This window comes from Collinsella aerofaciens ATCC 25986 (genome assembly GCF_010509075.1).
GTDB classification, from domain to species: domain Bacteria; phylum Actinomycetota; class Coriobacteriia; order Coriobacteriales; family Coriobacteriaceae; genus Collinsella; species Collinsella aerofaciens.
On sequence record NZ_CP048433.1, the window covers coordinates 917,643 to 941,697 of the forward strand.

General features: G+C 63.0%; 23 protein-coding genes and 1 pseudogene. 6 read left to right on the top strand and 18 right to left on the bottom strand.

Features of this window, described 5'->3' with window-relative positions:
• Positions 1-235 precede the first annotated feature (235 nt).
• The 4 genes from GXM19_RS04315 to GXM19_RS04330 all read left to right on the top strand — a co-directional run bounded on the left by GXM19_RS04315 (position 236) and on the right by GXM19_RS04330 (position 4,447).
• The gene (locus GXM19_RS04315) at positions 236-1,357 is read left to right on the top strand and encodes a hypothetical protein (RefSeq protein ID WP_006235435.1); all 1,122 of its coding nucleotides are present in this window, start codon (positions 236-238) and stop codon (positions 1,355-1,357) included.
• 410 nt (positions 1,358-1,767) lie between these two features.
• On the top strand, positions 1,768-2,112 hold the full coding sequence (locus GXM19_RS04320; protein ID WP_050766151.1) for an ArsR/SmtB family transcription factor: 345 nt from the start codon (positions 1,768-1,770) through the stop codon (positions 2,110-2,112).
• A gap of 63 nt (positions 2,113-2,175) precedes the next feature.
• Positions 2,176-2,394, top strand: a complete 219-nt coding sequence (locus GXM19_RS04325; RefSeq protein WP_006235433.1) for a cation transporter — start codon at positions 2,176-2,178, stop codon at positions 2,392-2,394.
• Between the two features lie 100 nt (positions 2,395-2,494).
• Positions 2,495-4,447, top strand: coding sequence for a heavy metal translocating P-type ATPase (locus GXM19_RS04330; protein WP_006235432.1), 1,953 nt, complete (start codon positions 2,495-2,497; stop codon positions 4,445-4,447).
• A 279-nt stretch (positions 4,448-4,726) separates the two neighbouring features.
• Here the strand turns inward: GXM19_RS04330 and GXM19_RS04335 are convergent, their stop codons facing one another.
• The 12 genes and pseudogenes from GXM19_RS04335 to GXM19_RS04390 all read right to left on the bottom strand — a co-directional run bounded on the left by GXM19_RS04335 (position 4,727) and on the right by GXM19_RS04390 (position 16,988).
• The gene (locus GXM19_RS04335) at positions 4,727-5,116 is read right to left on the bottom strand and encodes a metal-dependent transcriptional regulator (RefSeq protein ID WP_006235431.1); all 390 of its coding nucleotides are present in this window, start codon (positions 5,114-5,116) and stop codon (positions 4,727-4,729) included.
• Between the two features lie 187 nt (positions 5,117-5,303).
• A complete protein-coding gene (locus GXM19_RS04340; RefSeq protein ID WP_006235430.1) occupies positions 5,304-6,074 on the bottom strand; it encodes a Cof-type HAD-IIB family hydrolase in 771 nt (256 codons plus the stop codon).
• A gap of 6 nt (positions 6,075-6,080) precedes the next feature.
• Entirely contained in the window at positions 6,081-7,940 is a 1,860-nt protein-coding gene (locus GXM19_RS04345) for an ABC-F family ATP-binding cassette domain-containing protein (RefSeq protein WP_006235429.1), read from the bottom strand.
• Positions 7,941-8,103: 163 nt separating this feature from the next.
• Positions 8,104-8,976, bottom strand: coding sequence for a phosphate ABC transporter ATP-binding protein PstB (gene pstB / locus GXM19_RS04350; protein ID WP_006235428.1), 873 nt, complete (start codon positions 8,974-8,976; stop codon positions 8,104-8,106).
• Positions 8,973-9,899, bottom strand: a complete 927-nt coding sequence (pstA, locus tag GXM19_RS04355; RefSeq protein ID WP_239057656.1) for a phosphate ABC transporter permease PstA — start codon at positions 9,897-9,899, stop codon at positions 8,973-8,975. Before pstA ends, pstB begins: the two co-directional genes overlap by 4 nt.
• The gene (pstC, locus tag GXM19_RS04360) at positions 9,892-10,800 is read right to left on the bottom strand and encodes a phosphate ABC transporter permease subunit PstC (protein ID WP_006235426.1); all 909 of its coding nucleotides are present in this window, start codon (positions 10,798-10,800) and stop codon (positions 9,892-9,894) included. Before pstC ends, pstA begins: the two co-directional genes overlap by 8 nt.
• A gap of 24 nt (positions 10,801-10,824) precedes the next feature.
• Positions 10,825-11,766, bottom strand: coding sequence for a phosphate ABC transporter substrate-binding protein (locus GXM19_RS04365; RefSeq protein WP_040359365.1), 942 nt, complete (start codon positions 11,764-11,766; stop codon positions 10,825-10,827).
• Positions 11,767-12,008: 242 nt separating this feature from the next.
• Positions 12,009-12,713 carry a transposase gene (locus GXM19_RS11245; protein WP_082222940.1) on the bottom strand — a complete coding sequence of 235 codons (705 nt, stop codon included), beginning with the start codon at positions 12,711-12,713 and terminating at the stop codon, positions 12,009-12,011.
• Positions 12,617-13,758 (bottom strand): IS3 family transposase gene (locus GXM19_RS04375; protein ID WP_370448105.1). Its coding sequence is split into 2 segments (ribosomal slippage): positions 12,617-13,500 and positions 13,500-13,758, totalling 1,143 coding nucleotides; the frame shifts between segments, so codons are not numbered across the junction. Before GXM19_RS04375 ends, GXM19_RS11245 begins: the two co-directional genes overlap by 97 nt.
• A 172-nt stretch (positions 13,759-13,930) precedes the next feature.
• Positions 13,931-14,635, bottom strand: a pseudogene (locus GXM19_RS11080) (IS110 family transposase); the annotation flags it as partial.
• A 199-nt stretch (positions 14,636-14,834) separates the two neighbouring features.
• A complete protein-coding gene (locus GXM19_RS04385; protein WP_006235423.1) occupies positions 14,835-16,271 on the bottom strand; it encodes a M20 family metallopeptidase in 1,437 nt (478 codons plus the stop codon).
• Between the two features lie 54 nt (positions 16,272-16,325).
• Positions 16,326-16,988, bottom strand: a complete 663-nt coding sequence (locus tag GXM19_RS04390; RefSeq protein ID WP_239057657.1) for an HAD hydrolase-like protein — start codon at positions 16,986-16,988, stop codon at positions 16,326-16,328.
• A gap of 156 nt (positions 16,989-17,144) precedes the next feature.
• Between GXM19_RS04390 and GXM19_RS04395 the strand changes: the two genes are divergently transcribed.
• The gene (locus GXM19_RS04395) at positions 17,145-18,005 is read left to right on the top strand and encodes a DegV family protein (protein ID WP_006235421.1); all 861 of its coding nucleotides are present in this window, start codon (positions 17,145-17,147) and stop codon (positions 18,003-18,005) included.
• Between the two features lie 93 nt (positions 18,006-18,098).
• On the opposite strand, the gene GXM19_RS04400 is transcribed toward GXM19_RS04395, so the two are convergent.
• The 4 genes from GXM19_RS04400 to tgt form a co-directional block, all read right to left on the bottom strand.
• Positions 18,099-18,407, bottom strand: coding sequence for a type II toxin-antitoxin system RelE/ParE family toxin (locus tag GXM19_RS04400; RefSeq protein ID WP_006235420.1), 309 nt, complete (start codon positions 18,405-18,407; stop codon positions 18,099-18,101).
• 2 nt (positions 18,408-18,409) lie between these two features.
• A complete protein-coding gene (locus GXM19_RS04405) occupies positions 18,410-18,709 on the bottom strand; it encodes a type II toxin-antitoxin system RelB/DinJ family antitoxin (RefSeq protein ID WP_040359362.1) in 300 nt (99 codons plus the stop codon).
• A 114-nt stretch (positions 18,710-18,823) separates the two neighbouring features.
• Positions 18,824-19,582, bottom strand: a complete 759-nt coding sequence (locus tag GXM19_RS04410; RefSeq protein ID WP_006235418.1) for an LOG family protein — start codon at positions 19,580-19,582, stop codon at positions 18,824-18,826.
• A 213-nt stretch (positions 19,583-19,795) separates the two neighbouring features.
• A complete protein-coding gene (tgt, locus tag GXM19_RS04415) occupies positions 19,796-20,935 on the bottom strand; it encodes a tRNA guanosine(34) transglycosylase Tgt (RefSeq protein WP_006235417.1) in 1,140 nt (379 codons plus the stop codon).
• 412 nt (positions 20,936-21,347) lie between these two features.
• Between tgt and GXM19_RS04420 the strand changes: the two genes are divergently transcribed.
• On the top strand, positions 21,348-21,890 hold the full coding sequence (locus tag GXM19_RS04420; RefSeq protein ID WP_050766167.1) for an IS110 family transposase: 543 nt from the start codon (positions 21,348-21,350) through the stop codon (positions 21,888-21,890).
• Here GXM19_RS04420 and istB read toward each other — a convergent pair.
• Together istB and istA are read right to left on the bottom strand one after the other, a co-directional pair.
• Complete coding sequence (istB, locus tag GXM19_RS04425) at positions 21,880-22,653, bottom strand: IS21-like element helper ATPase IstB (protein WP_006234495.1); 774 nt, start codon at positions 22,651-22,653, stop codon at positions 21,880-21,882. The two genes, GXM19_RS04420 and istB, sit on opposite strands and share 11 nt — an antisense overlap.
• On the bottom strand, positions 22,653-23,885 hold the full coding sequence (gene istA / locus GXM19_RS04430) for an IS21 family transposase (protein ID WP_006234496.1): 1,233 nt from the start codon (positions 23,883-23,885) through the stop codon (positions 22,653-22,655). Before istA ends, istB begins: the two co-directional genes overlap by 1 nt.
• Between the last annotated feature and the right edge of the window lie 170 nt (positions 23,886-24,055).

A 24,055-nucleotide genomic window follows, 5' to 3' on the forward strand; every position in this document is an offset into this window, starting at 1 on the left:
GGGGCAGCCGGCAGAAACCTCCCCAGCCAAAGCTGCTCCCTCAATACGACAGCTCAAAAACCCACCGTTCGCAGAAGATAAGCCGCGCCCCAATACCGTTGCCCGAAGTTTCGGGCGTATGCGGCGTCCGCTATGCCATCATGCGCGTATGGGAATCATTCTGTCACATACCACGGCACGCGCTGTATACCAAACAGCCAACTCGCTCGCAAGCTACGCGACCGGTCCCATACCTATGGAAAAGATCAGGGTGTCTGCGCCGACCACGTCCGACCTGGAAGCGGCACGAGCATGGCTCAACAGAAAGAATGTCGATTCTGAACGTATCCATGTGCTGACGTTTTCCAATAATGCCAAAAGGCACCGCAAGGGCTGCACCTGCCACTGCACGCGCTATACGTTTGATGCAGAAAGCTACCTAGAACTCGAGCCGAACGTCTACATCGTCGATATCAAGCTGTGCGCGTTAGAAGCAACAGCCGACCTCAACCTTTCGGAGCTCGTTGAGTATTACTTTGAAATCTGCGGCTCCTACGCGCTTGGAACGTCCGACGAAACTCAATATCGCGAGCGCCCAGCCCTAACCAGCGTTGAAGAGCTCAGAGCCTTCTTTTCAGAGGCACCGGGGTATCGTGGATCTAATAAAGCACTTAAGGCACTTTCTTATGTACACGAAGGCTGTCGCTCCCCACTCGAAACGGCGTTTGTCATGATGCTGACAATGCCCAAGTCAATGGGTGGCTTAGCCATACGCGCTATCAAAACGGATTATCCGATCCCAGTCCCCAAAAGATACGCCGCCCTAACGCGACGGACGGTTTTCTACCTCGACGCGCTGCTCGAAAATTCGATGACCGATATCGAATACAACGGCTTTTACCACGACGAACCCGAGCAGCAATCAATTGACGAGGAGCGCCGAAACACGCTGCGAAACATGGGATATGCCGTTATCACAGTTAATCGTCATTCGTTTTTCAAGCAGTCCGCTTTTAAACGGGTCATGGAAGCGATTCGCATTCGCGAGAAGATATGGCCCGGTCGACTCCCGGATAACTTCGCCATCCTGCAAGAAACTCTTCGTCAATTTGTCTTGCGGCGCTACTTCGAATACGGTCGCCGCGTCCTGGAGACACTCAAAGAAGAAGAGGCCGCCAAGCGCGAAATTGCAAGCCAATATCCGCAAGCTGATGACCCGAGCATCAACGATGTGCCCGAACCCGACGACATGCAACACGTCGGGGCCCTTGCTGAGGAAATCAATGGGGCTTGGGAATGCGACATGTTCGCAAAAATCGATGAAAACCGCACGGAAGACGACACGATTATTGATCTAATTGAGAATTCGCTCTTCTAAAGGCGATCTCTGCGGATGTCCACCTACATTTTTCGACTTATTCGGCCACCGATGTGCCAGATTGGCTGCAGCAATGCTCAATATAACTTTAGATAAAACTGATTCTGCAGGAACTCCCGTAGAGGAAGAACTGATTCTCGCGGTATTTGACACGATAAAGTACAAATATGAACAGTTCTAATGCTTCTCAAGGTGGCTTTCTTAGCATGCTAGCCGAACATCTCGAAATATGTTGGCGAGCATTGCGTCGATGTCTCCCAACCCACAGAAAATCGCAGAGGCGGCAAGCAGTCATCGAAATTAACGCAAATTGTATTGACATATGAACATGCGCTCATATAATCGGAAGCAAGTTTTATGAGCGCATGTTCATATGAAAGGATATTGCAATGAGCATCCGCGTTGATGAAATGAAACCCGACACCGAGGCCACCGAGCCCGCGATCCCCACCACCTGCTCGCCCGAGGACCTTCCCGACGAGGAGCTTCTCTACGACCTCGCCGACCTGTTCAAGGTCTTCAGCGACACCACGCGCATCAAGATCCTCTATGCCCTCATGGGCCGCGAGCTCTGCGTGGCAGACATCGCCGAAGCGACCGAAACCTCGCAGTCCGCGGTGTCGCACCAGCTGCGCACACTCAAGCAGTCGCACCTGGTTAAATTCCGGCGCGACGGGCGCAATATCCTCTACTCGCTCGCCGACGACCACGTCTACACCATGCTCAACCAGGGCATGAGCCACATCTGCGAATAGCGACCAACCACGGTACCAGCGCGGCCTGCACCCAAGCCGCAAATACAGAGAAAGGAACCCACCATGAAAAAGCAGTTTAAACTCGACGAGATCGACTGCGCCAACTGCGCGCGTGAGCTTCAGGACGAGCTGGCCAAGCTTGATGGCGTCAAGTCCGTTTCGGTCAACTTTATGACCCAGAAGTTGACGCTCGAGGCCGATGACGCCGAGTTCGACGAGGTCCTCGACCGCGTTGTGGAGTTCACCGCCGACGCCGAGCCGGACTGCGAGATCATTCTCTAGCCCAGGTTTACGCCAACCCGCAAGGCCGCGCTTGCCGCGGCCTTTGCTCGCGAAATTATATGAGTGAGTGTTCATACATTCAAATGGGAGGATTCGAGTCATGGCCACCGCCGACCCCAAGAAGAAAAAGAAGAAGCGCAAGAAAAAAGAGTCACTCGAGCATAAGCGCAACCGCATCCTGGTAGCGCTGGGCATTTTTGCCGTGGTGTACGCCCTCGATGAGCTCGGCACCCTCACTGCCGCATTCGGCACCCCGGGCGACATCTACGCCAGCTTCGCACTGTTCCTCGTGCCGTTTTTGATTGCCGGCTACGACGTACTGCAAAAGGCATTCAGTAACATCCGCCGCGGCAAGGCCTTCGACGAGAGTTTCCTTATGGCAGTCGCAACCATCGGCGCGTTTGCCATGGTGTTCTTCCCCGATACCGACCCGCACATGGCCGAAGGCGCCGCCGTCATGCTGTTCTACCAGGTCGGCGAGCTGTTCCAGGCATACGCCGTGGGCAAGAGCCGCAAGTCGATCAGCGCCATGATGGACATCGCGCCCGACTACGCTAACGTCGAGCAGCCCGACGGCACGCTCGAACAGGTCTTTCCCGATGACATCGCCGTGGGCACCGTGATCGTGGTCAAGCCCGGCGAGCGCGTGCCTATCGACGGCGTCATCGTCGAGGGCGAAACCCAGCTCGACACCGCCGCGCTCACGGGCGAGTCAGTCCCCCGCCCCGCCAAGTCCGGCGACGATATCATCAGCGGTTGCATCAACATGACGGGCCTCATCCACGTGCGCACCACCAAGTCCTTTGGCGAGTCCACCGTCGCGCGCATCTTGGAGCTCGTAGAAAACGCCAGCGAAAAGAAGGCGCGCACCGAGAACTTCATCACGCGCTTCGCCCGCATCTACACGCCCGCCGTCACCGGCGCTGCCGCGGTACTCGCGCTCGGCGGCGGCTTGGTCACCGGCGCCTGGTCCGACTGGATCCTGCGCGGTCTGACCTTCCTGGTCGTCAGCTGCCCGTGCGCGTTGGTGATCAGCGTGCCGCTCAGTTTCTTTGGCGGCATCGGCGGCGCCTCCAAGCTGGGCGTTCTCATCAAGGGCTCCAACTACCTCGAAACGCTCGCCGACGTTGACACCGTCGTCTTTGACAAGACCGGCACGCTCACCAACGGCACGTTTTCGGTCGTGGCGGTACACCCCGAGGCAGGCTATACCGAGCAATCGCTGCTTGAAGTCGCAGCCCTCGCCGAGTCATTCTCCGACCATCCCATCGCGCAGTCGGTGCGCGCCGCCTACCAGGGCGAGCTCGACCCCAAGCGCGTGAGCGACTCCGCTAATGACGCGGGCCACGGCGTGACGGCGACCATCGACGGCAAGCACGTCGTCGTCGGCAACGCCAAAATGCTTGCTGCGGCCGGTATCGACGTTCCCAATTGTGAGGTTGTCGGCACGATCCTCCACGTGCTCGTTGACGGCGTTTACGCCGGCCACATCGTGATTGCAGACACCGTTAAGGCCGACGCCGAGCAGACGATCCGCGACCTGCACGCCGCCGGCGTCAAGCGCACCGTTATGCTCACGGGCGACCGCGAGGAGGTTGCGGCGTCTGTGGCCAAGCAACTCAGTCTCGACGAGTTCCACGCGCAGCTGCTGCCGGGCGATAAGGTCGAGCGTGTTGAGGCGTTGCTCGCGGCCGAAAGCGGCAAGGGCAAGCTCGCTTTTGTCGGCGACGGTATCAACGACGCACCCGTGCTTACCCGCGCAGACGTTGGCATCGCCATGGGCGCTATGGGCTCGGACGCCGCAATTGAGGCGGCGGACGTCGTGCTCATGGATGACAAGCCGTCCAACATCTCCCGCGCGATCCGCGTGGCGCGCAAGACCATGTCGATTGTTTGGCAGAACATCATCTTTGCGCTGGGCATTAAGTTGCTGATTCTGGTGCTTGCGGCACTGGGCATCGCCAACATGTGGCTTGCCGTGTTCGGCGACGTAGGCGTGGCGATTATCGCCATCCTGAATGCCATGCGCGCGATGGGTGTCAAGAACCTGTAGCGTTCGTGGGCTGTCCGGCCGGGACCGGGCTTGGTTTTGAAAACGTCCTCGCGCATGAGGCCCGTCTTTCCTGCTCCTGCGGAGCAACGGAAAGGCGGGCCTCGCGCTGTGGAGTGTTTTCAAAACCAAACCCGGCCCCGGCCTGCGGTGACGTAGGTGGCAGTTCTTGGGCATCGCTTGCTGGCGGGGTTCCTTTGCTGAAATGGACTTGGCCGAAAGGACCGCTGGTCCCGGTCGCTGGTTCGCGCTTTGCGCGAACTCCGCGCTACTGGGGGTTCGTTAGGATTCCGCCGCTTGGCCCGTCGCCTCGCCCCGGTTCAGCATCGCCCTCAGTTTCTCGAAGCTTTCCTCGCTCAGGCAGTGCTCCATGTGGCAGCCCTCTTGCGACGCGACCTCAGCCGAAACACCCGCATCCTCCAGCAGCCCCACGAAAAAGCAGTGACGCTCCCACATTTGGCGAGCGACCTCCAGACCACGCTCCGTCAGATGAACGTCGCGCTTGCCCATTTCGACATAGCCGTTGCTTTCCAGCGTCGCCATGGCCTTGGAAACGCTCGCCTTGGTTACGCCGAGGTACTCCGCAACGTCGATCGAGCGCACGATGCCCTGGCGTTCCGACAGAACGTAGATCGATTCGAGATAGTCTTCTCCGGATTCACGTAGGGCCATGGGCCGCCTTTCGCGATGATTGCTAGTTAGCCTTTGGATACTTTCCACGGCTTACTTTACCGCAAAAGTTGCCCATGTCTTACTACTTTGCCTAAAAGTTAGCCGTGTTTCACAAAACGAGCGGGACGAAAACAAAATGGGGACGCCCCGCAAGGAGTGTCCCCAGGTGCCAGGTGCCGGCCCGCAGTTACATCAATCCAAAGTGCTTCGCGGCGTTGTAGATGCCGTCGTCGTCCACGGCAGTCGTCACATAGGTCGCCGCAGCTTTCACCGTGTCCTGTGCGTTGCCCATGGCCACACTCGTGCCCACGGCGGCAAACATCGACAGGTCGTTCTCGCCGTCGCCAAAGGCAATCGCCTCGCTCGCGTCGATACCAAGCCGCTCGAGCGTCGCCGCCACGCCCAGGTCCTTGCCGCCGTTAGCGGGAATAATGTCGCAGAACAGGTCGCACCAGCGCGTGGTGAGCGAATGCGACACGGCGTCGGTCACGATATGTTCGTCGGCCGGGTCCACAAAGGCGCAGAACTGGTAGACCGGTGCGTCAAAGGCGTGCTCAAACGGCTCCTCGTGGTAGACGATTCCCGCGTTGCTGCCAGCCGTCACCACGCGCTCGGACAGGCGGTTCACAAACGAGTTCTCGCCCTGCATGCACAGCGAGTCATAGCGCCCCTGCGCCACCTGGTCCACAATCACCGCAACGTCGTCCGGATCGATCGGACAGCTGCGGTAAACCCCCTCGGCATCAAAACAGTGCTGACCCGAGAGCGTAATGTACGCATCCCAGCCCAGGTCGAACAGCCAGTCCGGCATCTGGTAGGTCGGGCGACCCGTGGCGATCACGCATGCGATCCCCTGCTCGTGAAAGCTGTCGAGCACCTGCTGCGCCGACGCCGGAATCCGGTGGGTCTTAAAGCTCAGCAGCGTGCCGTCGATATCGAAAAACGCGGCTTTGATCATCCTCGTCTACTCCTCGCCCTCGAGCTTTTCGCTCGCCTCGAGCCACGCCATCTCCAGCTCGTCCATGGCGGCGTGAGCCTCGTCGATCTTTGCCTGCTGCTCGCCGAGCGCCGTGTAGTTGGTGGGATCGACTTGGGCCATTGCTGCCTCGGCCTCCTCAACGCGGGCGCGCTGCGTCTCCATCTTGCGCTCGAGCGAACTCACCTCGCGGCGGAGCTTCTGGCGCTCGGCGTTGGACAGGCCGTTGGGCTGACCGCTCGACTTGGGCTTTTCGGCCGCAGCTGCCGCGGCACCGGTGTCAAACGTGCCGGTCTTGGCGCTCGGCGCGCCCACGGGCTCGCCCTCGGCGGTGGCGTTGCACAGGCGCAGGTACTGGTCCACGCCACCGGGCATATGCGTCAGGTGGCCGTCGAGCAGCGCCCACTGCTGGTCGGTCACGCGCTCCATCAAAAAGCGGTCGTGCGTCACCAGGATCAGCGTGCCGGGCCAGCCGTCGAGCAGATCCTCGACAATCGCCAGCATGTCGGTATCCAGGTCGTTGCCGGGCTCGTCCAGGATGAGCACGTTGGGCTCGTCCAGGATTGTCAGTAGCAGCGACAGGCGACGGCGCTGGCCGCCCGAAAGATCGCCGATGCGACTCCAGAGCTGCTGCGTCGTAAAGCCCAGACGCTCGCAGAGCTTCTCGGGCGAAGTCTCCTTGCCGTCGATGACGTAGTACTTCTTATAGTTGCTGAGCACCTCTCGGATCGTGTCGCCCATGTAGGGTTCGAGCTCCTCGAGCTGCTGCGACAGCACGCCAAAGCGCACTGTCTGGCCAATCTTCACGCGGCCGCGCGTGGGTTCAATCTTGCCCTGGATCACGCCGAGCAGCGTCGACTTGCCGGCACCGTTCTCGCCCAGCAGGCCATAGCGGTCGCCCGCACCAATGAGCCAGGTCACGTCAGAGAGCACCTGCTTGGGCGCGCCATCGGTATCCGCATAGCCGGCGTCCACGTCGACCACATCGATAACCTGCTTGCCCAGGCGGCTCACGGCTAGGCGCTTGAGCTCCAGCTCGTCACGCACGGGAGGCACGTCGGCGATCAGCTCACGAGCAGCCTCAACGCGAAACTTGGGCTTGGTGGAGCGCGCCTGGGCACCGCGGCTCAGCCACGCGAGCTCCTTGCGCGCCATGTTGCGACGACGCTCCTCGGTGACGGCGGCCATGCGGTCGCGCTCCACGCGCTGCAGGATATATGCGGAGTAACCGCCCTCGAAGGGATCGACCTGGCCGTCGTGGACCTCCCACATACTGGTACAGACCTCGTCCAAGAACCAGCGGTCGTGCGTGACCACGAGCATCGCGCCCTGGCCGCGCTGCCAGCGGGCCTTTAAGTGACGCGCGAGCCAGTTGATGGTGCGCATGTCCAGGTGGTTGGTGGGCTCGTCGAGCATGAGCACGTCGTAGTCGCCGATCAGCAGGCGCGCGAGGTCCACGCGACGGCGCTGGCCGCCCGAAAGCTCGCCCACCGTGCCCTCCCAGGGCACATCGCTAATAAGGCCGGCCAGAATCTGGCGCGTACGCGGGCTCGAGGCCCACTCGTATTCGGGCGTGTCACCGACGACGGCATGATGCACGGTGTCGGTATCGACCAGGTTATCCTTTTGGCCGAGCAATCCAATCGTCGTGTCGCGGCGGTGCGTCACGCGCCCGTCATCGGGCTCCAGCGTGCCGGCGAGCACGCTCAGCAGCGTCGACTTGCCGTCGCCGTTTTTACCGACAATACCAATGCGGTCGCCCTCGCCCACGCCGAGCGTTACGCTATCGAAAATATGCTTGGTGGGAAACTCTAGGCTGACGGAATCGCATCCCAAAAGAATCGCCATATGCCCTGCTCCTTCGTAGAAATTCAACGTTGTCCATGATAGCAGCGAAAAGACGGGGCGCGCACGACACAAAAAGGCGGGCCATCTCCCACAAGAGATGACCCGCCTCTCCAATCAGTCCCGCGGCAACCGTGGCCGCCGCGGGCCTCAAGCATGTCCCGGACTAGGAGAACATGCCGGTGAGGTAATCATTCAGCCGCTTGTCCTTGGGCCGTTGGAAAATCTCGTCAGTCTCGTCGTATTCGACCATATCGCCCATGTAGAAGAACGCCGTGCGGTTGGACACACGCGATGCCTGCTCCATGTTGTGCGTCACGATGACGATGGCGCGCTCGGCCACAATCGACGACATGAGGTCCTCGATCGCCAGCGTCGAGATGGGATCGAGCGCCGAGCAGGGCTCGTCGAACAGAATCACGTCGGGGTTGAGCGCCAGCGTGCGCGCGATGCACAGGCGCTGCTGCTGACCACCCGAAAGCGCATAGGCGCTCTTGTCGAGCTTGTCCTTGACCTCGTCCCACAGCGCCGCGCCGCGCAGACTCTCCTCGACCATGCGGTCGAGTTCGTCGCGGTCGGTGATGCCGTGGCGCCTAGGCGCAAACGTGATGTTGTCGCGAATGGACTTGCGAAACGGGTTGGGCTGCTGGAACACCATGCCAATGGAGCGACGCAACTCGTAGGTGTTCTCGGTCTTGGTGTTCACGTTGCGCCCGCGATAGTTGATCTCGCCCTCCACGCGGCAGCCGCGAATCTCGCGATTCATAAGGTTGAGGCTACGCAAGAAGGTCGACTTACCGCAGCCCGAAGGCCCGATGAGCGCCGTGATCTCGCCCTTGTGAAAGTCGAGCGACGTGTCGTGCAGGGCATGGTGGTCGCCATAGTACACGTTGACGTCCTTGGTGGAGAGCACGACCTCGTCGCTCACGGCCTTGCCGCTCACGCGCACGCGCTTCTCGCTCTCCCCCACACTCGATAGAAAGTCCTGGGTGTCGGACGCGGCCGCTTCGGTTGCGGGCGTTGCATTTATCTCGCTCATTCGGCCGTCATCTTCCTTGCCAGTTGCTTGCCCACAATGCGGGCGATTACGTTAAACAGCAGCACGCAAATCATCAGCAGCGCCGCGGTGCCCCAGACGATCTGCTGGGCCTCGGGGCTGCCTTCGCCATAGATCTTGTAGATGTGCACGGCGAGCGACTCGCCTGGGCGGAACACGTTCCAGGCGCAGGTGGGGCTCGACAGGTTAAAGCTCAAGAAGTTCAGGCGAACCGGCGAGCTCATGCCCGAGGTAAAGAGCAGTGCTGCGGCCTCGCCAAACACACGGCCGGCCGAAAGCACGATGCCCGTCACGATAGCGGGCATGGCCTCGGGGATCAGGATGTGCAGCGTGGCCTCCCAGCGAGTGAGGCCCATGGCCAGGCACGCATCGCGCTGGGCCTGCGGCACGTCCTCGAGCGCCTGCTGGATCACGCGCACCAGGATGGGGATGTTGAACATGGTGAGCGCGACGGCGCCGGAGATGATGGAGTACTTCCAGCCCAGCTGCACCGAGAACACCAGAAAGCCGAACATGCCGACGACGATGGAAGGCAGCGAGGACAGCGTCTCGATGGCGGTAGAGGCGATGTCGCGGATAGGGCCGTTCGGCGCGTACTCAACCAGGAAGACCGCTCCGCCTAGGCTGATGGGCACCGAGATGATCAGAGTGATCAGCAGCAGGTAGAACGAGTCGAACAGCTGGTAGAGCACGCCGCCCTGCGTTCCGTTGGCGCGCGACGGCTCTGTGAGAAAGCCCGGCTGGAACAGCGTCGAGATGCCCTCGAACAGGATATAGGCCACCATGGAGATGACGATGAGCATGACGATGGCGACGATCGCCGTCAGCACGCCCGTGGCGATGCGATCCTGCTTTTGGACACGCCCGAGCCTCGCCTCGTCGATGTGGATGCGCGTGCTAGCCACGAGCCTTCGCCCCCTTGCGGCCAATGAGATGGATGATCAGGATGAAGATGAGGCTCATGCCCATCAGCAGCAGACCGAGTGCCCACAGGACGTCGTCCTGGGCCGAGCCCTCGGCGTAGACCGCCATGGACGTGGTGAGCGTGGTGGTGATGGTCGAAGCCGGCGACAGCAGCGACGTCGGCATGGCCTCGATGCCGCCGATGACCATGCGCACGGCGAGCGTCTCGCCAAAGGCGCGGGTCATGCCCAAGATAACCGCGGTCATGAGCGACGGCATGGCGGACTTGAGCACCACGTGCCAGATGGTCTGCCAGCGGGTGTAGCCCAGCGCGAGCGAGCCCTGTCGGTAGCCGTCGGGCACGGCGCGCAGGCCATCGACCGAAAGCGTGGTCATCGTCGGCAGAATCATGACCGCCAGCACGATGGCGCCGGGCAAGATGCCCAGGCCCGTGCTCACGTGGAAAACGCTCTTCATAAGACCGACGACCACGTGAAAACCGATCAGGCCAAAGACGACCGAGGGGATGCCGGTCAAAAGCTCAATGAGCGGCTGAAAGATCTTAGAGCCAAACTTAGGGCTAATCTCGACCGCAAAGATGGCAGAGCCGATGGCGATGGGCAGCGCGATAAGCGTGGAGAGTACCATGACCGCAAACGAGGTGACGATCAGGGGCAGGGCGCCGGTATAGGGCAGGCCGTTTTCGGCTGTGTTGGCCAGGTCCCACTTGGTGCCGGTGAAAAACTCGACGACCGAGACGCCGTCCTTGACAAAAGCCGAGAGGCCCTTTTGGGCGACCATAAAGATGAGCGCGGCAACGACAAGCGTCACGAGCGCTACGCACGCGCCCGTGACGCCCAGGCCCACGTTCTCAAGGTCGCGCTTTGGCAGCTGTTTTGCCATTGCAAACCTTTCCGGGGCGATTACTTATTTAGCAGAGACCTTGCCGCTGGCGTCCTTGACGACCTTCATGGCAGAGACGGGGATAAAGCCCTGCTCCTCGACGAGCTTGCCCTGGACGTCGTCGGAAAGCATGAACTCCAGGAAGGCCTTGGTGGCGTCGTCGGCGTCCTTTGCGCAGTACATGTGCTCGGTAGCCCAGATCTTAAAGGAGTCGTCGGTGACGTTTGCACTCTTGGGCTCCACGCCCTCGACCTTGATGGCGTTGAACTTGGAGTCATCGAAGTGCGAGAAGTCGAGGTAGGAGATGGCGTAGTCGGTGCTGCCCATCTGAGTCTGGACATCGCCGGACTTGTCGAGCTCGGCGTCGCCCTTAAAGTCGACGGTCTCGTCGCCAAAGACGGCGGCCTCGAAGGTGGCGCGGGTACCGGAGCCGGCCTTGCGGTTGAGCACGACGATGGTGGCGTCGTCGCCGCCGACCTCCTTCCAGTTGGTGATCTGGCCGGAGAAGATGCCCTTGAGCTGCTCGAGGGACAGGTCGTCGACCGTCACGTTCTTGGAAACGACGGGGCCCATGCCCACGACGGCGACCTCGTGGTCGACGAGGTTCTTGACCTGGTCGGCCTCGAGCTTGGTCTCGGCGAAGACGTCGGAGTTACCGATGGTGACGGTGCCGGCGGCGACAGCGGTCAGGCCCTTGCCCGAACCGTTGCCCGAGCCGGAGACGGAGACGTCCGGGTTGGCATCCATGAACTTCTCGGCAGCGGCCTCGACGAGAGCCTGGAACGAAGAGGCGCCGTCGTAGGTCACCTCGCCGGAGACAGACTCGGCAGCGGCAGCGGCGCTGCCCTTGTCGGCGGCATCGGATGCGCCGGAGCCGCCGCACCCAACGAGACCGAGACCGACGATGCTGGCAAGACCACCAGCGAGGCCGAGGAACTGACGACGAGAATAAGCCTGATCGAGCATGATCTTCCTTTCATACATGCGAATCGCGGGCACCCTGCCCGCTTTGCTGTTTGGAAAGATACGGCCCCGACCGGGCAGCGTCCGCGCCAACTACGGTTTCTTACGGGCATTTGATAGACCCTTACCGCAAGCGCAGCACGGCCTTTACAAACGAATAACAATCCAGCGCCGAACATGGCGCACCTTTTACACCAGAGGAAGGTAGTTGTTGGGTGTTCCTATAGTTTTGTCAACCGTCGGGGCTACTCCCGGTAGGGCACCCGGTCGCGCATCACGGCGTATATCGCCCTGAGCCGCTTCCTCGCGACGGCCTTGAGCGCCCGCCCGTGCCCCATGCCCCGCGCCCTGCAGGCCCGGTAGTACTCGCCGTAGCGCCCCGAGGACCTCACCAGGCTGTTGCACGAGAAGATCAGCAGGGACTTGAGCCTCGCGTCGCCGCGCCTGGACGCCCTGACCGACCTCACCGACGTGCCGGAGCTCCTCACCCTCGGGGCTATGCCGCAGTACGAGGCCAGGTGGTCGTGGTCCGGGAACCTCCCGATGTCGACCGACACCGCGAGCTGCGCCGCGGTCCTCGGGCCGATGCCGGGCACGGTGAGCAGACACGCGTAGGTCTCGTCGCCCTCGAGCAGCGCCGCCGTCTCGGCCTCGAGGGCCCCGGCCTCGTCGAGGGCCTCCGATATCCGGGCGGCCAGGAACCTGACCTGCCTGTTCTCGGCCTCGACGAGCGCCGGCGGGGGCGCGGTGGAGGCGGCCGCGGCCTCCCCGGCGGCCTCGGCCCGCGGGCCCTCGGCCCCGGAGCGGGCGATCCCCCACGCCCCGCCGAACCCGGCGAGTGGATTGGCAACACCTATTTGGACGATTCCGGGAGGGACAGCCCCGCCTCCCTGAACTCGACCGGAGACATGTAGCCCAGCGTCGAGTGGATCCTGAAGTTGTTGTACCAGTGCACGTAGTCCGAGAGCTTGGCCCGGAGCTCGCGCGTCGTGCCGAACGTCTCGCGGTGGACGAGCTCGGCCTTCAGTATCCTGTTGGTCGACTCGTCGACGGCGTTGTCGTAGGGGCAGCCCTTGGCCGACAGCGACCTCTCAATGCCGAAGGCCTCGAGCATCAGGTCGATCTCGGCGTTGTCGAACTCGCTGCCGCGGTCCGTGTGGAAGACCTCGATGTCCGAGATGGGGAAGGAGAGCGTCGCGAACGCCGACTTGACCAGCCGGGCGTCCTTCCTGGGCCCGGCGGAGTGGCCGACGATCTCCCTGTTGTAGAGGTCGACGAGCAGGCAGACGTAGTTCCACGAGGCCCCGACGCGCACGTAGGTCAGGTCGCTGCATATATGGGTGCGCGGCGCCCTGCCGCCGAAGCCGCGCGCGACGACGTTGGGCACGTCGGCCTCGTTGACCGCCCCGGGGTGCACCTTGAACCTCTTCCTGCCGTATGCGCTGACCAGGCCGTTCTCCCTCATGATGCGGCAGACCCGGCGCCGGCTGACGGTGACGCCCGACCTCTCGAGCGACGCCTTTATCTTGCGCGAGCCGTACCGGCCCTTGCTGGCGGCGTGGGCCGCGACCACGGCCGGCGCGGCGGGGTCCGGCGCGGCGGGCCGGTCGGCCCGCGAGCGCATGGAGTAGTACGTCGACCTCGCGACGCCGAGGAGCCTGCACTGCGCTGATATGGGGTAGCGGCCCTCGTTGGCCGCTATGGCCCTCACTTTCGAGCGTATATCAGCGCCGCTTGTTTTAAGACGTCGACCTCCATCCGGAGCCTGCGGTTCTCGCGCTCGAGCTCCAGGATCCGGTTCTGCTCGGGCGTGCGGTTGCACGCGGCGCGCGGCGAGCCGGTCGCGTTTATCGACTTGATCCACCTCTCCACGGTGCTCTTGCCGAGGTCGTACTCGTCCATGATCTCGCGCTTGGGCTTGCCGGCGTTGTAGAGGTCGACTATCTGCCTCTTGAACTCGTCGGTGAAATGCCTCGGGTGCCTGGGGTCCCTCATATACGGCCCTCCCGTCTCCTGCGCCCCTCCCGGAACTGTCCACATCAGTGTAGCCAATCCAGAGCAGCTCCAGCCACCGCCGGTCCGACAGGTCGACCGCGGCCTCGAGGGCCGGGCAGGACTCGAGCAGCACCGCGCGCAGGCGGTTCTTGTCCCTGGTCGCGCAGGCGACGACGTGGTCGCGCTGCGACGAGAGGGCGCGGGCGGCCTCGAGGGCCTCGCCGCGGCCCGGGACCCCCGACAGGGAGTCCGGCACGCCCAGGGCGGTCCGCGCGATCACCGCGGCGTCGCGCTCGTCGGTCTTGGCCTCGCCGGCGAACAGGCCCGCGGCGCGGCTGGCGGCGAGCCCGGGCAGGTGGGCGACCCCGAGCCCCGCGGCGCGGGCCCGCCTCACGGCGAGGGACCCTATGTTGCGGAACTGGTCGACGACGACGAGCGTGCCGGCGGGCGCGGAGGCGAACAGCGCGTCGAGCTCGGCCTCCCTGTTGCGGACGGGGGCGCTGGCCAGCACCTCCCCGTCGCGGTCGATCAGGCAGGCCCAGTGCGACGACTTGCCGACGTCCAGGCCGAGCACGGCCGCGGGTCTGGTGGATGGCGCTTTCACGGTGGTATCCTTCCGGTAGTCGTTCGACCGGATGGCCTCCCCCTCGGCACTCACATTACCAGCCGCGGCGCCTGCCCGGCACTTTCCTATCAGCCGTCGGGGGCGGCGCGTCCCGCGCCGGCAGCACCCAACAGGCCCTCTCGGGGGCAGGGACGTTCGGCCGTGCGCGGGCGCCCGGTCGGCGGCCCGTTCTGGGCGCGCCTCAATCGTAGCCCGAGACGGTCCCGGGCTGACAATTTCGACTGTAATGGACGTTCTTGTTTGACTAGTCATTTAAGAACGTCCCCAAGGACTACCTTGGAAACCCCACAGGTTGAGCATAAGTCAGCGAAAACGCCCCTAAGCGAGCAAGGTGACGTGAAAGAGGAGGGAAGCGTACTTTGGGTACGCGACCGACGATTGAACGTCAGATTGCCGCTTAGGGGCGTTTGCAGCGTCGAGCCGTTACGCGGTTTGGTAAAACCGCGTAACCCTAAAGCTCTAATTCATTCAAACGGAGGATCGCAACAATATAGATCTTGAGCGCCTGCTTGAGCTGTTCCTCGTTGGCGCACTCGTTGGGGCCGTGCATCTGGCCGCCCCATGCGGGCAGCTCCAGGCCGGTCTCCTCGGGGCCAAACGAGACGGCGCGGGCAAAGTTGCGCGCGTACGTGCCGCCGCCCATGGCAAAGGGCTCGGCATGCTTGCCGGTGAACTCGTTATAGGTATCGATAAGCGCCTTCACGGCCGGATCGTCGGCAGACACCGAGAACGGCACCTTCGCACGACCCACACGGCACGTCACGCCAAAACGGCCCACGAGCGGGTCGAGCTGCTCGCGGATGGTATCGGCACTCGTGCTGTCGGGGAAGCGCACGTCGATGACCTGCTCAATATGGCCATCCGCCACGCGGATGAGGCCAGCGTTGCAGGTAAGCGGGCCAAACGCCGGACTCGTCGCATCGATACCCAGGCCGCGGCCATAGGCATCCGCATGCACAAAGGCCAGGAACTTGACGAACTCGTGCTCGGCAGGCGTCAGCAGGCGTTCGTCGCGTGCACCAAACGCGTCCTCGGCCTCGCGCAGATACGCCACGATCAGGCCGACGGCGTTAATCGTTCCCTCGGGCATCGAGGCATGACCGCCAATGCCATGGGCAAAAATCTGCGCGTGCCCGTTATCGAGCGCCGTAATCTCCAAGCGGTCGGCGTTCTCGACCGGCGCCGGCAGCTCATCGGCGGCAATCGCGAGCTCGCAGATGGACTGCGACGGAATGGCGTTGCTCGCCTCGGCACCGCTCCAGGACACAATGCGCCCGCCGTCGATCTTGGGGCTCACAAACGTCGCCCCAAACTGGCCCTTCTCGGCATTGCAGACCGGGAACTCGGCATCGGGCGTAAACAGAAAGTCAGGGTCTGCGTGGTTCTCCAGATAATGGTGAACGTCGGACATGCCCACTTCCTCATCGCAGCCCAGCAGCGCGCGGAAGGTATAGCGCGGCACAATGCCGTGCTTGAGCAGGTAGGCACCGGCGTAGAGCGACAACACCGCCGGACCCTTGTCATCAATCACGCCACGGCCGAGCAGCCAGCCCTCGCGACGCTCCATCGCAAACGGGTCGGTGTTCCAGCCGGGGCCGGCGGGCACCACGTCCACGTGGCAGATGGTCGCGAGCTGCTTGTCGCCGCGACCCGGGATATCGGCGATTCCCACATACCCATCGTCGTCGCTCGTTTGATAGCCGAGCTTCTGCGCGATGCCGAGCGCGCAATCGAGCGCGTCACGGACCGGGCGGCCAAACGGCGCGCCGGGCTCCGCATCGGCAGCAACGGCCACGGACGGATAGCTCACCAGCTGCTCGATATCGGCGACGACATCCTCCCAGACCTCGTCGACATACTCGGCAACGCTCTGCTCCACCTGATTCATGGACGACCTCCTTACCAATGAGCGGCGAGCGTGCCCGCCCCTCACATCAAATACTTATATAGCGAAAAGTTTAGCAAGCTCGGCCACCGAGTGCACCACTGCATCGGCACCCGCCGCCTCGTGCTCGCCCGGCGCCGCCGCGCCCGAATAGATACCAATGCACGGCACGCTCATCGCGTGCGCGCCCTCGACGTCGTTAAAGCGATCGCCGATCATCACGGCATCGCCCGCGGCCGCACCCAAGGCCGCCAACGCGTCGCGGACCGAATCGGCCTTGGTCTCGCGCCCCTGCGGCGGATTCATGCCGACCACCGCCTCAAACTGAGAAAGTCCCAGCTCTCCCACCATGTCAACGCACTTTGCCTCCATGCGCGACGTCGCCACGGCCAAGCGCTTGCCCTGGGCGACCAACCCATCCAGCAGCTCGGGGATCCCGTCAAACACGGGATACTCCTCCGGTCCCAGCTCGTCAAAAAAGGCGCGGTACTCGTCGGCCACCACAAGCGACTCCTCGCGGGAGAAGCCATAAAAGTCGTGAAAGCTCTTCCACAGGGGCGGCCCGATCATGCGGCGCAGGTCACCCATCTGCGCCTCCGAAAACCCGCGCGCGGCCAACGTCTTGCGCGTCGAGGTCATCACCGCCCGGCCCGTATCGGCCACCGTGCCGTCAAAATCGAACAGCACAACCGGCCGCTCGCATAGCTGCAATGCCGCCATCGGCATCCCTCTTCCCCAGTTGATGATTTCCACACCGTCACTTCAAACTGTTGACTATTCAACAATTGAACCTAGCAATGTAGAGCAACTCCACTATACTTGTCGCACTTTGCTCTCAGAAGGCGGCGCGCAAGCGCCCCAACGAAAGGTGCAATTATGTCTTTTGCCATCATAACCGACTCCACGTCGGACATCTCCCCCGCCCGCGCTCAAGAGCTCGGCATTTACGTGATTCCGCTGCATGTGATTATCGAGGGCGAGGACCTGCTCGACCAGGTACAGATTACCGCCGAGGAATACGTCGCGCGCATGGCCGGCTCCGAGCAACTGCCGCACACCTCGCAGCCGAGCGCCGGCGAGTTCAAGGCACTCTTTGACCGCGTGCGTGCTGACGGCCACGATAGCGCGATCTTTATCTCGCTGTGCAGCGAATGGTCCGCCTGCTATTCCAACGCATGCCTGGTCGCCGAGACCCACGAGCTCGACGTGCGCTGCATCGACTCGCGCACCGGCTCGGGTGCCGAAGGTCTGCTAGTAGAGTACGCGCTGGCCATGCGCGAGGACGGTCGCAGCTTGGACGAAACCGAGGCGCAGATCCGCGCGACGCTGCCCGACGCCCACCTGCTGCTGATTCCCCGCACGCTCGAGAACCTCGTTAAGAACGGCCGCGCGCCCAAGCTCGCCGGCCAGCTCACGCAGATGCTCAACATTCGCCTGACCGTTTCGCCGGAGTGGCAGTCGGGCGAGATCAAGGCCATCAAGAAGGGTCGCGGCGCCAAGCGCATCGTCGCCAACACCATGGCAGATTGCCTCGCGTTTTTGGACGAGCACCCGGGCTCAAGCGTGCGAGTGCTCACGACCGGCGCCGCCGAGGAGCAGGAGCTTGTCAACGAGGCACTCGCGGGCCAGGATTACGTAGACGCCGGCACCGGCCCCATCGGCTGCACCATCGCCACCCATGTAGGCGTCGACGCCATCGCCATCAGCTACTGCCCCCGCTACCAGCCAACTCGCTAGGGACGCCCACATCAGTTATGGTGAAATGGGGACTGTTTTTGGCTTATTAGCCGCCAATCAATCCCTATTCCACCACAACTTGGAAATCGGCGATCAGCCCAGCGGACCCTGAAACAACTCCTGATGAGCGCCCATTCTTACCAGCCTAATCACTGGGTTAGTCTTATGGGGAAGATAAAGAACGACCACATCGACCAAGCCATCGGATAGATGGAAATCGATGTGGCCGTTGTAGTTTCCGCCCGGGTTTGAAAGCTCATGGGCGCCATATTCCGCGGGAAGCGAGCCGTGAGCTGCAAGCTCTGCGACCGCCGCCTTAAACTCGGTTTTTAGCTGCGGATGGATGCGCATCGTCCGTTTATAATCCGCCTTAAACTGAGCCTCGACTTTAATCTCAAACATCGCTAGTCCTCATCGAGGAATGATATAAGCTCATCAGCGTTGTTGAATGATGGGCTATCGTCCGGCAAAACCCCCAACTCATGAGCCTCGGCGATCACCATGGCACGCCTCGTCGCCTCGTTGGGCACCTCCGCCCTTCCTACAATCTCAAAAGGAATCTTTCGCTGATTTACCAGCTGCCGAACGGCAAGATTGAGATAGGAATTGAGGCTGAGGCCGACCGAATCCAAGAACTCAGTCGCCTGCTCCTTGAGCCCCTCTTCGATGCGAACCGTCGTAGGCTTAACTGTTGCTGTAGACATTTGCGACCTCCTCGCTCTCGTCTTTTGCATCAGTATACCCAATATAAACGGCAAACTGACGTTAGATAGCATCAGATTGCCATACATATTCATGTCGCGGTGGGCACGATTGCTCTACATCAACCCGCTGAGCGCAATGTCGACGGCCTCGTTGAGGTCGTCAGTAATGTGTACCAAATCCGGATCGAGCGGGCTGATCATACCGGCGCTCATCACCGGGCCGTTGAGCCAGTCGAACAGGCCCTGCCAGTACTCGCTGCCCACCAGCACGAGCGGCATGCGCTTGACCTTGTGCGTCTGCACCAGCGTGAGCACCTCGAACATCTCGTCGAGCGTGCCAAAGCCGCCGGGAAACACGATGGCGCCCGAGCTGTACTTAACGAACATGGTTTTGCGCACAAAGAAGTAGCGGAAGTTCATACCGAGGTTTACGTATTTATTGAGCCCCTGCTCGTGCGGCAATTCAATGCCCAGGCCAACTGACTTGCCGTTGACACTCGCCGCTCCCCTGTTGGCCGCTTCCATGATGCCGGGGCCGCCACCGGTGATAACCGCCACGCCACGTTGCGCGATCTTGCGCCCGACGGTACGCGCCGCCTTGTAGAGCGGATCGGTCTTAGGCGTGCGGGCACTGCCGAAGATGGTCACTGCGGGGCCAAGCTCGGCAAGCGCGCCGAAGCCATCGACAAACTCGGCCTGAATGCGCAGCACGCGCCAGGGATCGGCATGCAGCCAGTCGGTCGAATCCTCGGGCGCCAGCAGGTTGGCGTAGGTGTTGTCCTTAGGAATCATGGGGCCGCGCATAACCACGGGGCCGCGGCGGTACGTCTCGTCGTAGGCGGGCTCGCCCTCGACGTTCTCATTCTTAATCATGGGTACTCCTATCGAGAAAAAGAAAAGCGGGCGGGGTCGACGCCATGCGTCAAACACCCGCCCGAACATCAACTATTCGGTATGGTACCCACGATGCGTTATGCGCTTGCAAGGCATCGGTCAGCGGTCGCGCAGCCGACGTCAGCGAATGTGACGAGCGGCTGCCGCTCAGCCTTTGCCGTTGCCCACGCTCTGTAAGCGCGCCTGTCGCCCTTAGTAATCCACCGCGGCAGGACTATTCATCCAATCGCTCACGAATGCGCCGTAACGGCCCTCGATAATGGCCTGACGGGCACGCTGCATAAGGTTGAGCAGGTAGTAGATGTTGTGCATCGACAGCAGAATGCCGCCGAGCATCTCCTTCTGCGTGACCATGTGGCGAATGAGTGCGCGGCTGTAACCGCCCGTGCACACCGGGCAGGTGCAGGTGGGATCGATGGGGCCGTCGTCGTGCGCAAAGCGCGCGTTGCGGAAGTTGAGGCGACCCTCACTCGAAAACGCCGTGCCCATACGGCCGGTGCGCGTCGGTAGCACGCAGTCGAACATGTCGATGCCCACACCCACACCGCGCACGAGGGTGGTGGGGTTGCCGACGCCCATCAGGTAGCGCGGCTTGTGCTTGGGCATGTACTCGCTTACGAGCGGTGCCAGGGTCTCGAACATGGTCTCGTGGTCCTCGCCCACCGAGTAGCCACCGATGCCGTAACCGGGGAAGTCGCCGCACTCTTCCAGATGGCGCAGCGAACGCAGGCGCAGGTCCAGATGCATGCCACCCTGGACGATGCCAAAGAGTGCCTGATCATCGCGGGTGTGTGCATTATAGCAGCGCTCGGCCCACATGCTCGACAGCTCCACGGCGCGCTCAACGTAGGCGCGCGTGGCGGGATAGCCCGGGCACTGGTCGAGCTGCATGCAGATGTCGGAGCCGAGTTTCATGGCGATTTCCATGTTGTCCTCGGGCGTCCAGAACACGTGGCGACCGTCGTAATCGTTGACGATAAAGCGCACACCCTCGTCGGTGAGCTTGACGGCGTCGTTGTGGCTGAACACTTGGAAGCCGCCCGAGTCGGTAAGAATGGGGCCATGCCAGTTCATAAACTTGTGCAGCCCGCCCAGCTCGGCGATGGTGTCCTCGCCGGGACGCATGGACAGGTGATAAGTATTGGCAAGCACGATCTGGGCGCCGAGCTGTTTAACGGTCTCGGTAGGAATGCCCTTGACGTTTGCCTTGGTGCCCACGGGCATGAAGATCGGCGTCTCGATGTCGCCGTGCGGGGTGTGCAGCACGCCGGCACGCGCATGCGTCGTCGGGTCCTCGGCGATCAGGTCGAATTTAAAAAGGCTCTGGTCCATAAACTGGAACTCCTTGGTTGCGGTTCATACGCAAACCATTATACGGGCAACCAGCAAACCGCACCGACTCGACAGAAACTGATGCATTAAACGACTAGTCGTCGAGGACAATCTTCAGCGCCATCTTGCAAAGGAGTGTCCCAATCTGCCGGCACTTAGGGACTGTCCCCAAGTGCCGGCAAGAGTGTCCCTTATGACTAGTCATTTAAGAACGTCCATTACAGTCGAAATTGTCAGCCCGGGACCGTCTCGGGCTACGATTGAGGCGCGCCCAGAACGGGCCGCCGACCGGGCGCCCGCGCACGGCCGAACGTCCCTGCCCCCGAGAGGGCCTGTTGGGTGCTGCCGGCGCGGGACGCGCCGCCCCCGACGGCTGATAGGAAAGTGCCGGGCAGGCGCCGCGGCTGGTAATGTGAGTGCCGAGGGGGAGGCCATCCGGTCGAACGACTACCGGAAGGATACCACCGTGAAAGCGCCATCCACCAGACCCGCGGCCGTGCTCGGCCTGGACGTCGGCAAGTCGTCGCACTGGGCCTGCCTGATCGACCGCGACGGGGAGGTGCTGGCCAGCGCCCCCGTCCGCAACAGGGAGGCCGAGCTCGACGCGCTGTTCGCCTCCGCGCCCGCCGGCACGCTCGTCGTCGTCGACCAGTTCCGCAACATAGGGTCCCTCGCCGTGAGGCGGGCCCGCGCCGCGGGGCTCGGGGTCGCCCACCTGCCCGGGCTCGCCGCCAGCCGCGCCGCGGGCCTGTTCGCCGGCGAGGCCAAGACCGACGAGCGCGACGCCGCGGTGATCGCGCGGACCGCCCTGGGCGTGCCGGACTCCCTGTCGGGGGTCCCGGGTGTTAGCGTCAATCTATTTTTCACCAGTTTCGCTAAACAGGCGTGCCGTTCGCGCAAAGGCGGTTTCACCGGTTGCGCTAACGTATTTTCACCGATTCCGGTCACGGCTTGACGGGACCGTCCCTCGGCAGGTCCTTCAGCCTGTAGGACCTGCCCGTTATCTTGACCAGGTGGCAGTGGTGGCACACCCTGTCCGCGATCGCGCTCGCCGCCACGTCGTCCCCGAACACCCTGCCCCAGCCGCTGATCCCCACGTTGGTGGTGATGATCGTCGAGCGCTGCTCGTAGCGCGTCGATATCAGCTGGAACAGCAGGTCCGCGCCCGCGCTACCGACGTCGAGGTAGCCGAGCTCGTCGATGATCAGCAGCCTCGAGTGGGCGTAGTACTTGAGCCTCTTCTTGAGGATGCCGCGCGACGAGGCGTCCTCCAGGTCCTCGACGAGCCGGGCGCAGTCCACGAACCTGACCTCGCGCCCCGCCCTGACCGCCTCGATGCCCAGCGCGACGGCGAGGTGCGTCTTGCCCACGCCGGGGCTCCCCACGAACAGGACGTTCTCGGCCCGCTCGACGAACCTCAGGGTCGCGAGCTCCTCGATCTCGGCGCGCGGGACCGACGGCTGGAAGTCCCAGTCGAAGTCCGCCAGCCCCTTGACGTAGGGGAACCCCGACGACCGTATGCGCTGGCTGGTAATCCTGACCTCCCGGGCGGCGACCTCGACGCGCGTCATCTCCTCGAGGGCGGAGGCGAAGCCCCGCTCGCCCGCGGCGACCATCCTCACGTAGTCGGGCAGGGACGCCGCCATCTCGTGCAGCCCGAGCGCGGAGAGGTTCGCCTGCGCCCTGATCGAGGGGCTACCCTCCGCGACGGCGCCCATCACGCCCCTCCGAGCGAGTCGAGCAGCGCGAGGTTGGCGCGCGCGGCCTCGGCGATGTCCGCGTCGGCCAGGCCGCGCTTCCCCTCGAGGGCCTGCCCATAGTGGTCGGGGTCGTAGTTGATGGGCCTCGACGGCCCGGACGCGGCGTCGTGGACGGCGACCTCCTCGCCGGCCATCCTCACCACGACCTGGCCGCCGGGCATCGCTATGACGCTCACGCGCCGGCCGATGCAGCGCCTGGGCACGGACCACTCCCTGCCGGCGGCCCTGACGAGCATGGTCGGCGGGACGGTCTGGACGCTCACGTCGCCCACCATCGACTCGAGGAGACGGAGGTTCCCGATGGGTCGCAGGCTCTCCTTCTCCCGCATGAACAGCGCGTCAGGCGGCAGGCCGGTGGTGCGGTTCGGCTCCGAGTTTGCCTGGGCCTCGATCCGGGCCACCGCCTCGGCGAGGCCGCTCCACCCGGTGAACTCGCCGCCGTAGGCGAGCAGGCGGTTCAGGAAGCGGTTGGCCGACTCGTCCTTGCCCTTGGTCTGCGGCGAGCGCGGCGCGCAGAGCCTGAGCTCGAAGCCGGCCTCCCGCGCGAACCGCCACGCCCTCTCCTGCCTGGTCCTCCTGCGGCCCGAGACGGTCACCAGGCACGACATGTTGTCCGTGATGCACTCCTCCGGGACGCCGCCGAGGCGGGTGAAGGTGGCGAGCAGGCAGGACAGCAGGTCGTCGAGCGTGCGGCTCCTGACCGGTATGAAGCGGTGCTTCCGGGAATAGCCGAGCGTCGCGGTGAACACGCTGAACTCGAAGACCTCGCCCTCCGAGTCGACGAGCCTCATGCCCTCCTTCCAGTCGAACTGCAGCTGCCTGCCCGGGGGCGTCTCGAACCGCGGGTGCGGCTCGCGGCCGCCCACACCCCCGAAGGGCACGTCGCGGCCCCGGCACCATGCGGTGAAGGCGCCGTACCCGGGCAGCCCCTCCCCGCGGCCCTCGCGCAGGAACGCGTACACGGCCATCTTGGTCATCCCGGGCAGCTGGGCCTTCGCGCGGATCACCTCCTCGAGCGGGTCGAAGGCGCTGCCCCTCGCGGACCTCCCGTCGGCGGCGGCCTCGCCCTCCCGCCAGTACTTGGCGACCGTGTGCCGGTCCATGCCGTGCCTCCTCGCGATCTCGCTGAAGTTCGGCTTCGCGCCGGACCCCCTGTAGACGTTCAGCTCTCCCATTACGTTTCGCTCCATATCCCGCTCCTCCCGGGTCGGATACCCGATCGGAGCATAGTTCCGTTAGCGCAGTTGGTGAAAGTACGTTAGCGGGGTCGGCGAAAGCGCGTTAGCGCATTCGGCGAGATGCGTTTGCGAAAGTGGTTAATTTTAGATTAGCGCTAACATCAGGTTCCTGGCCGCCCGGA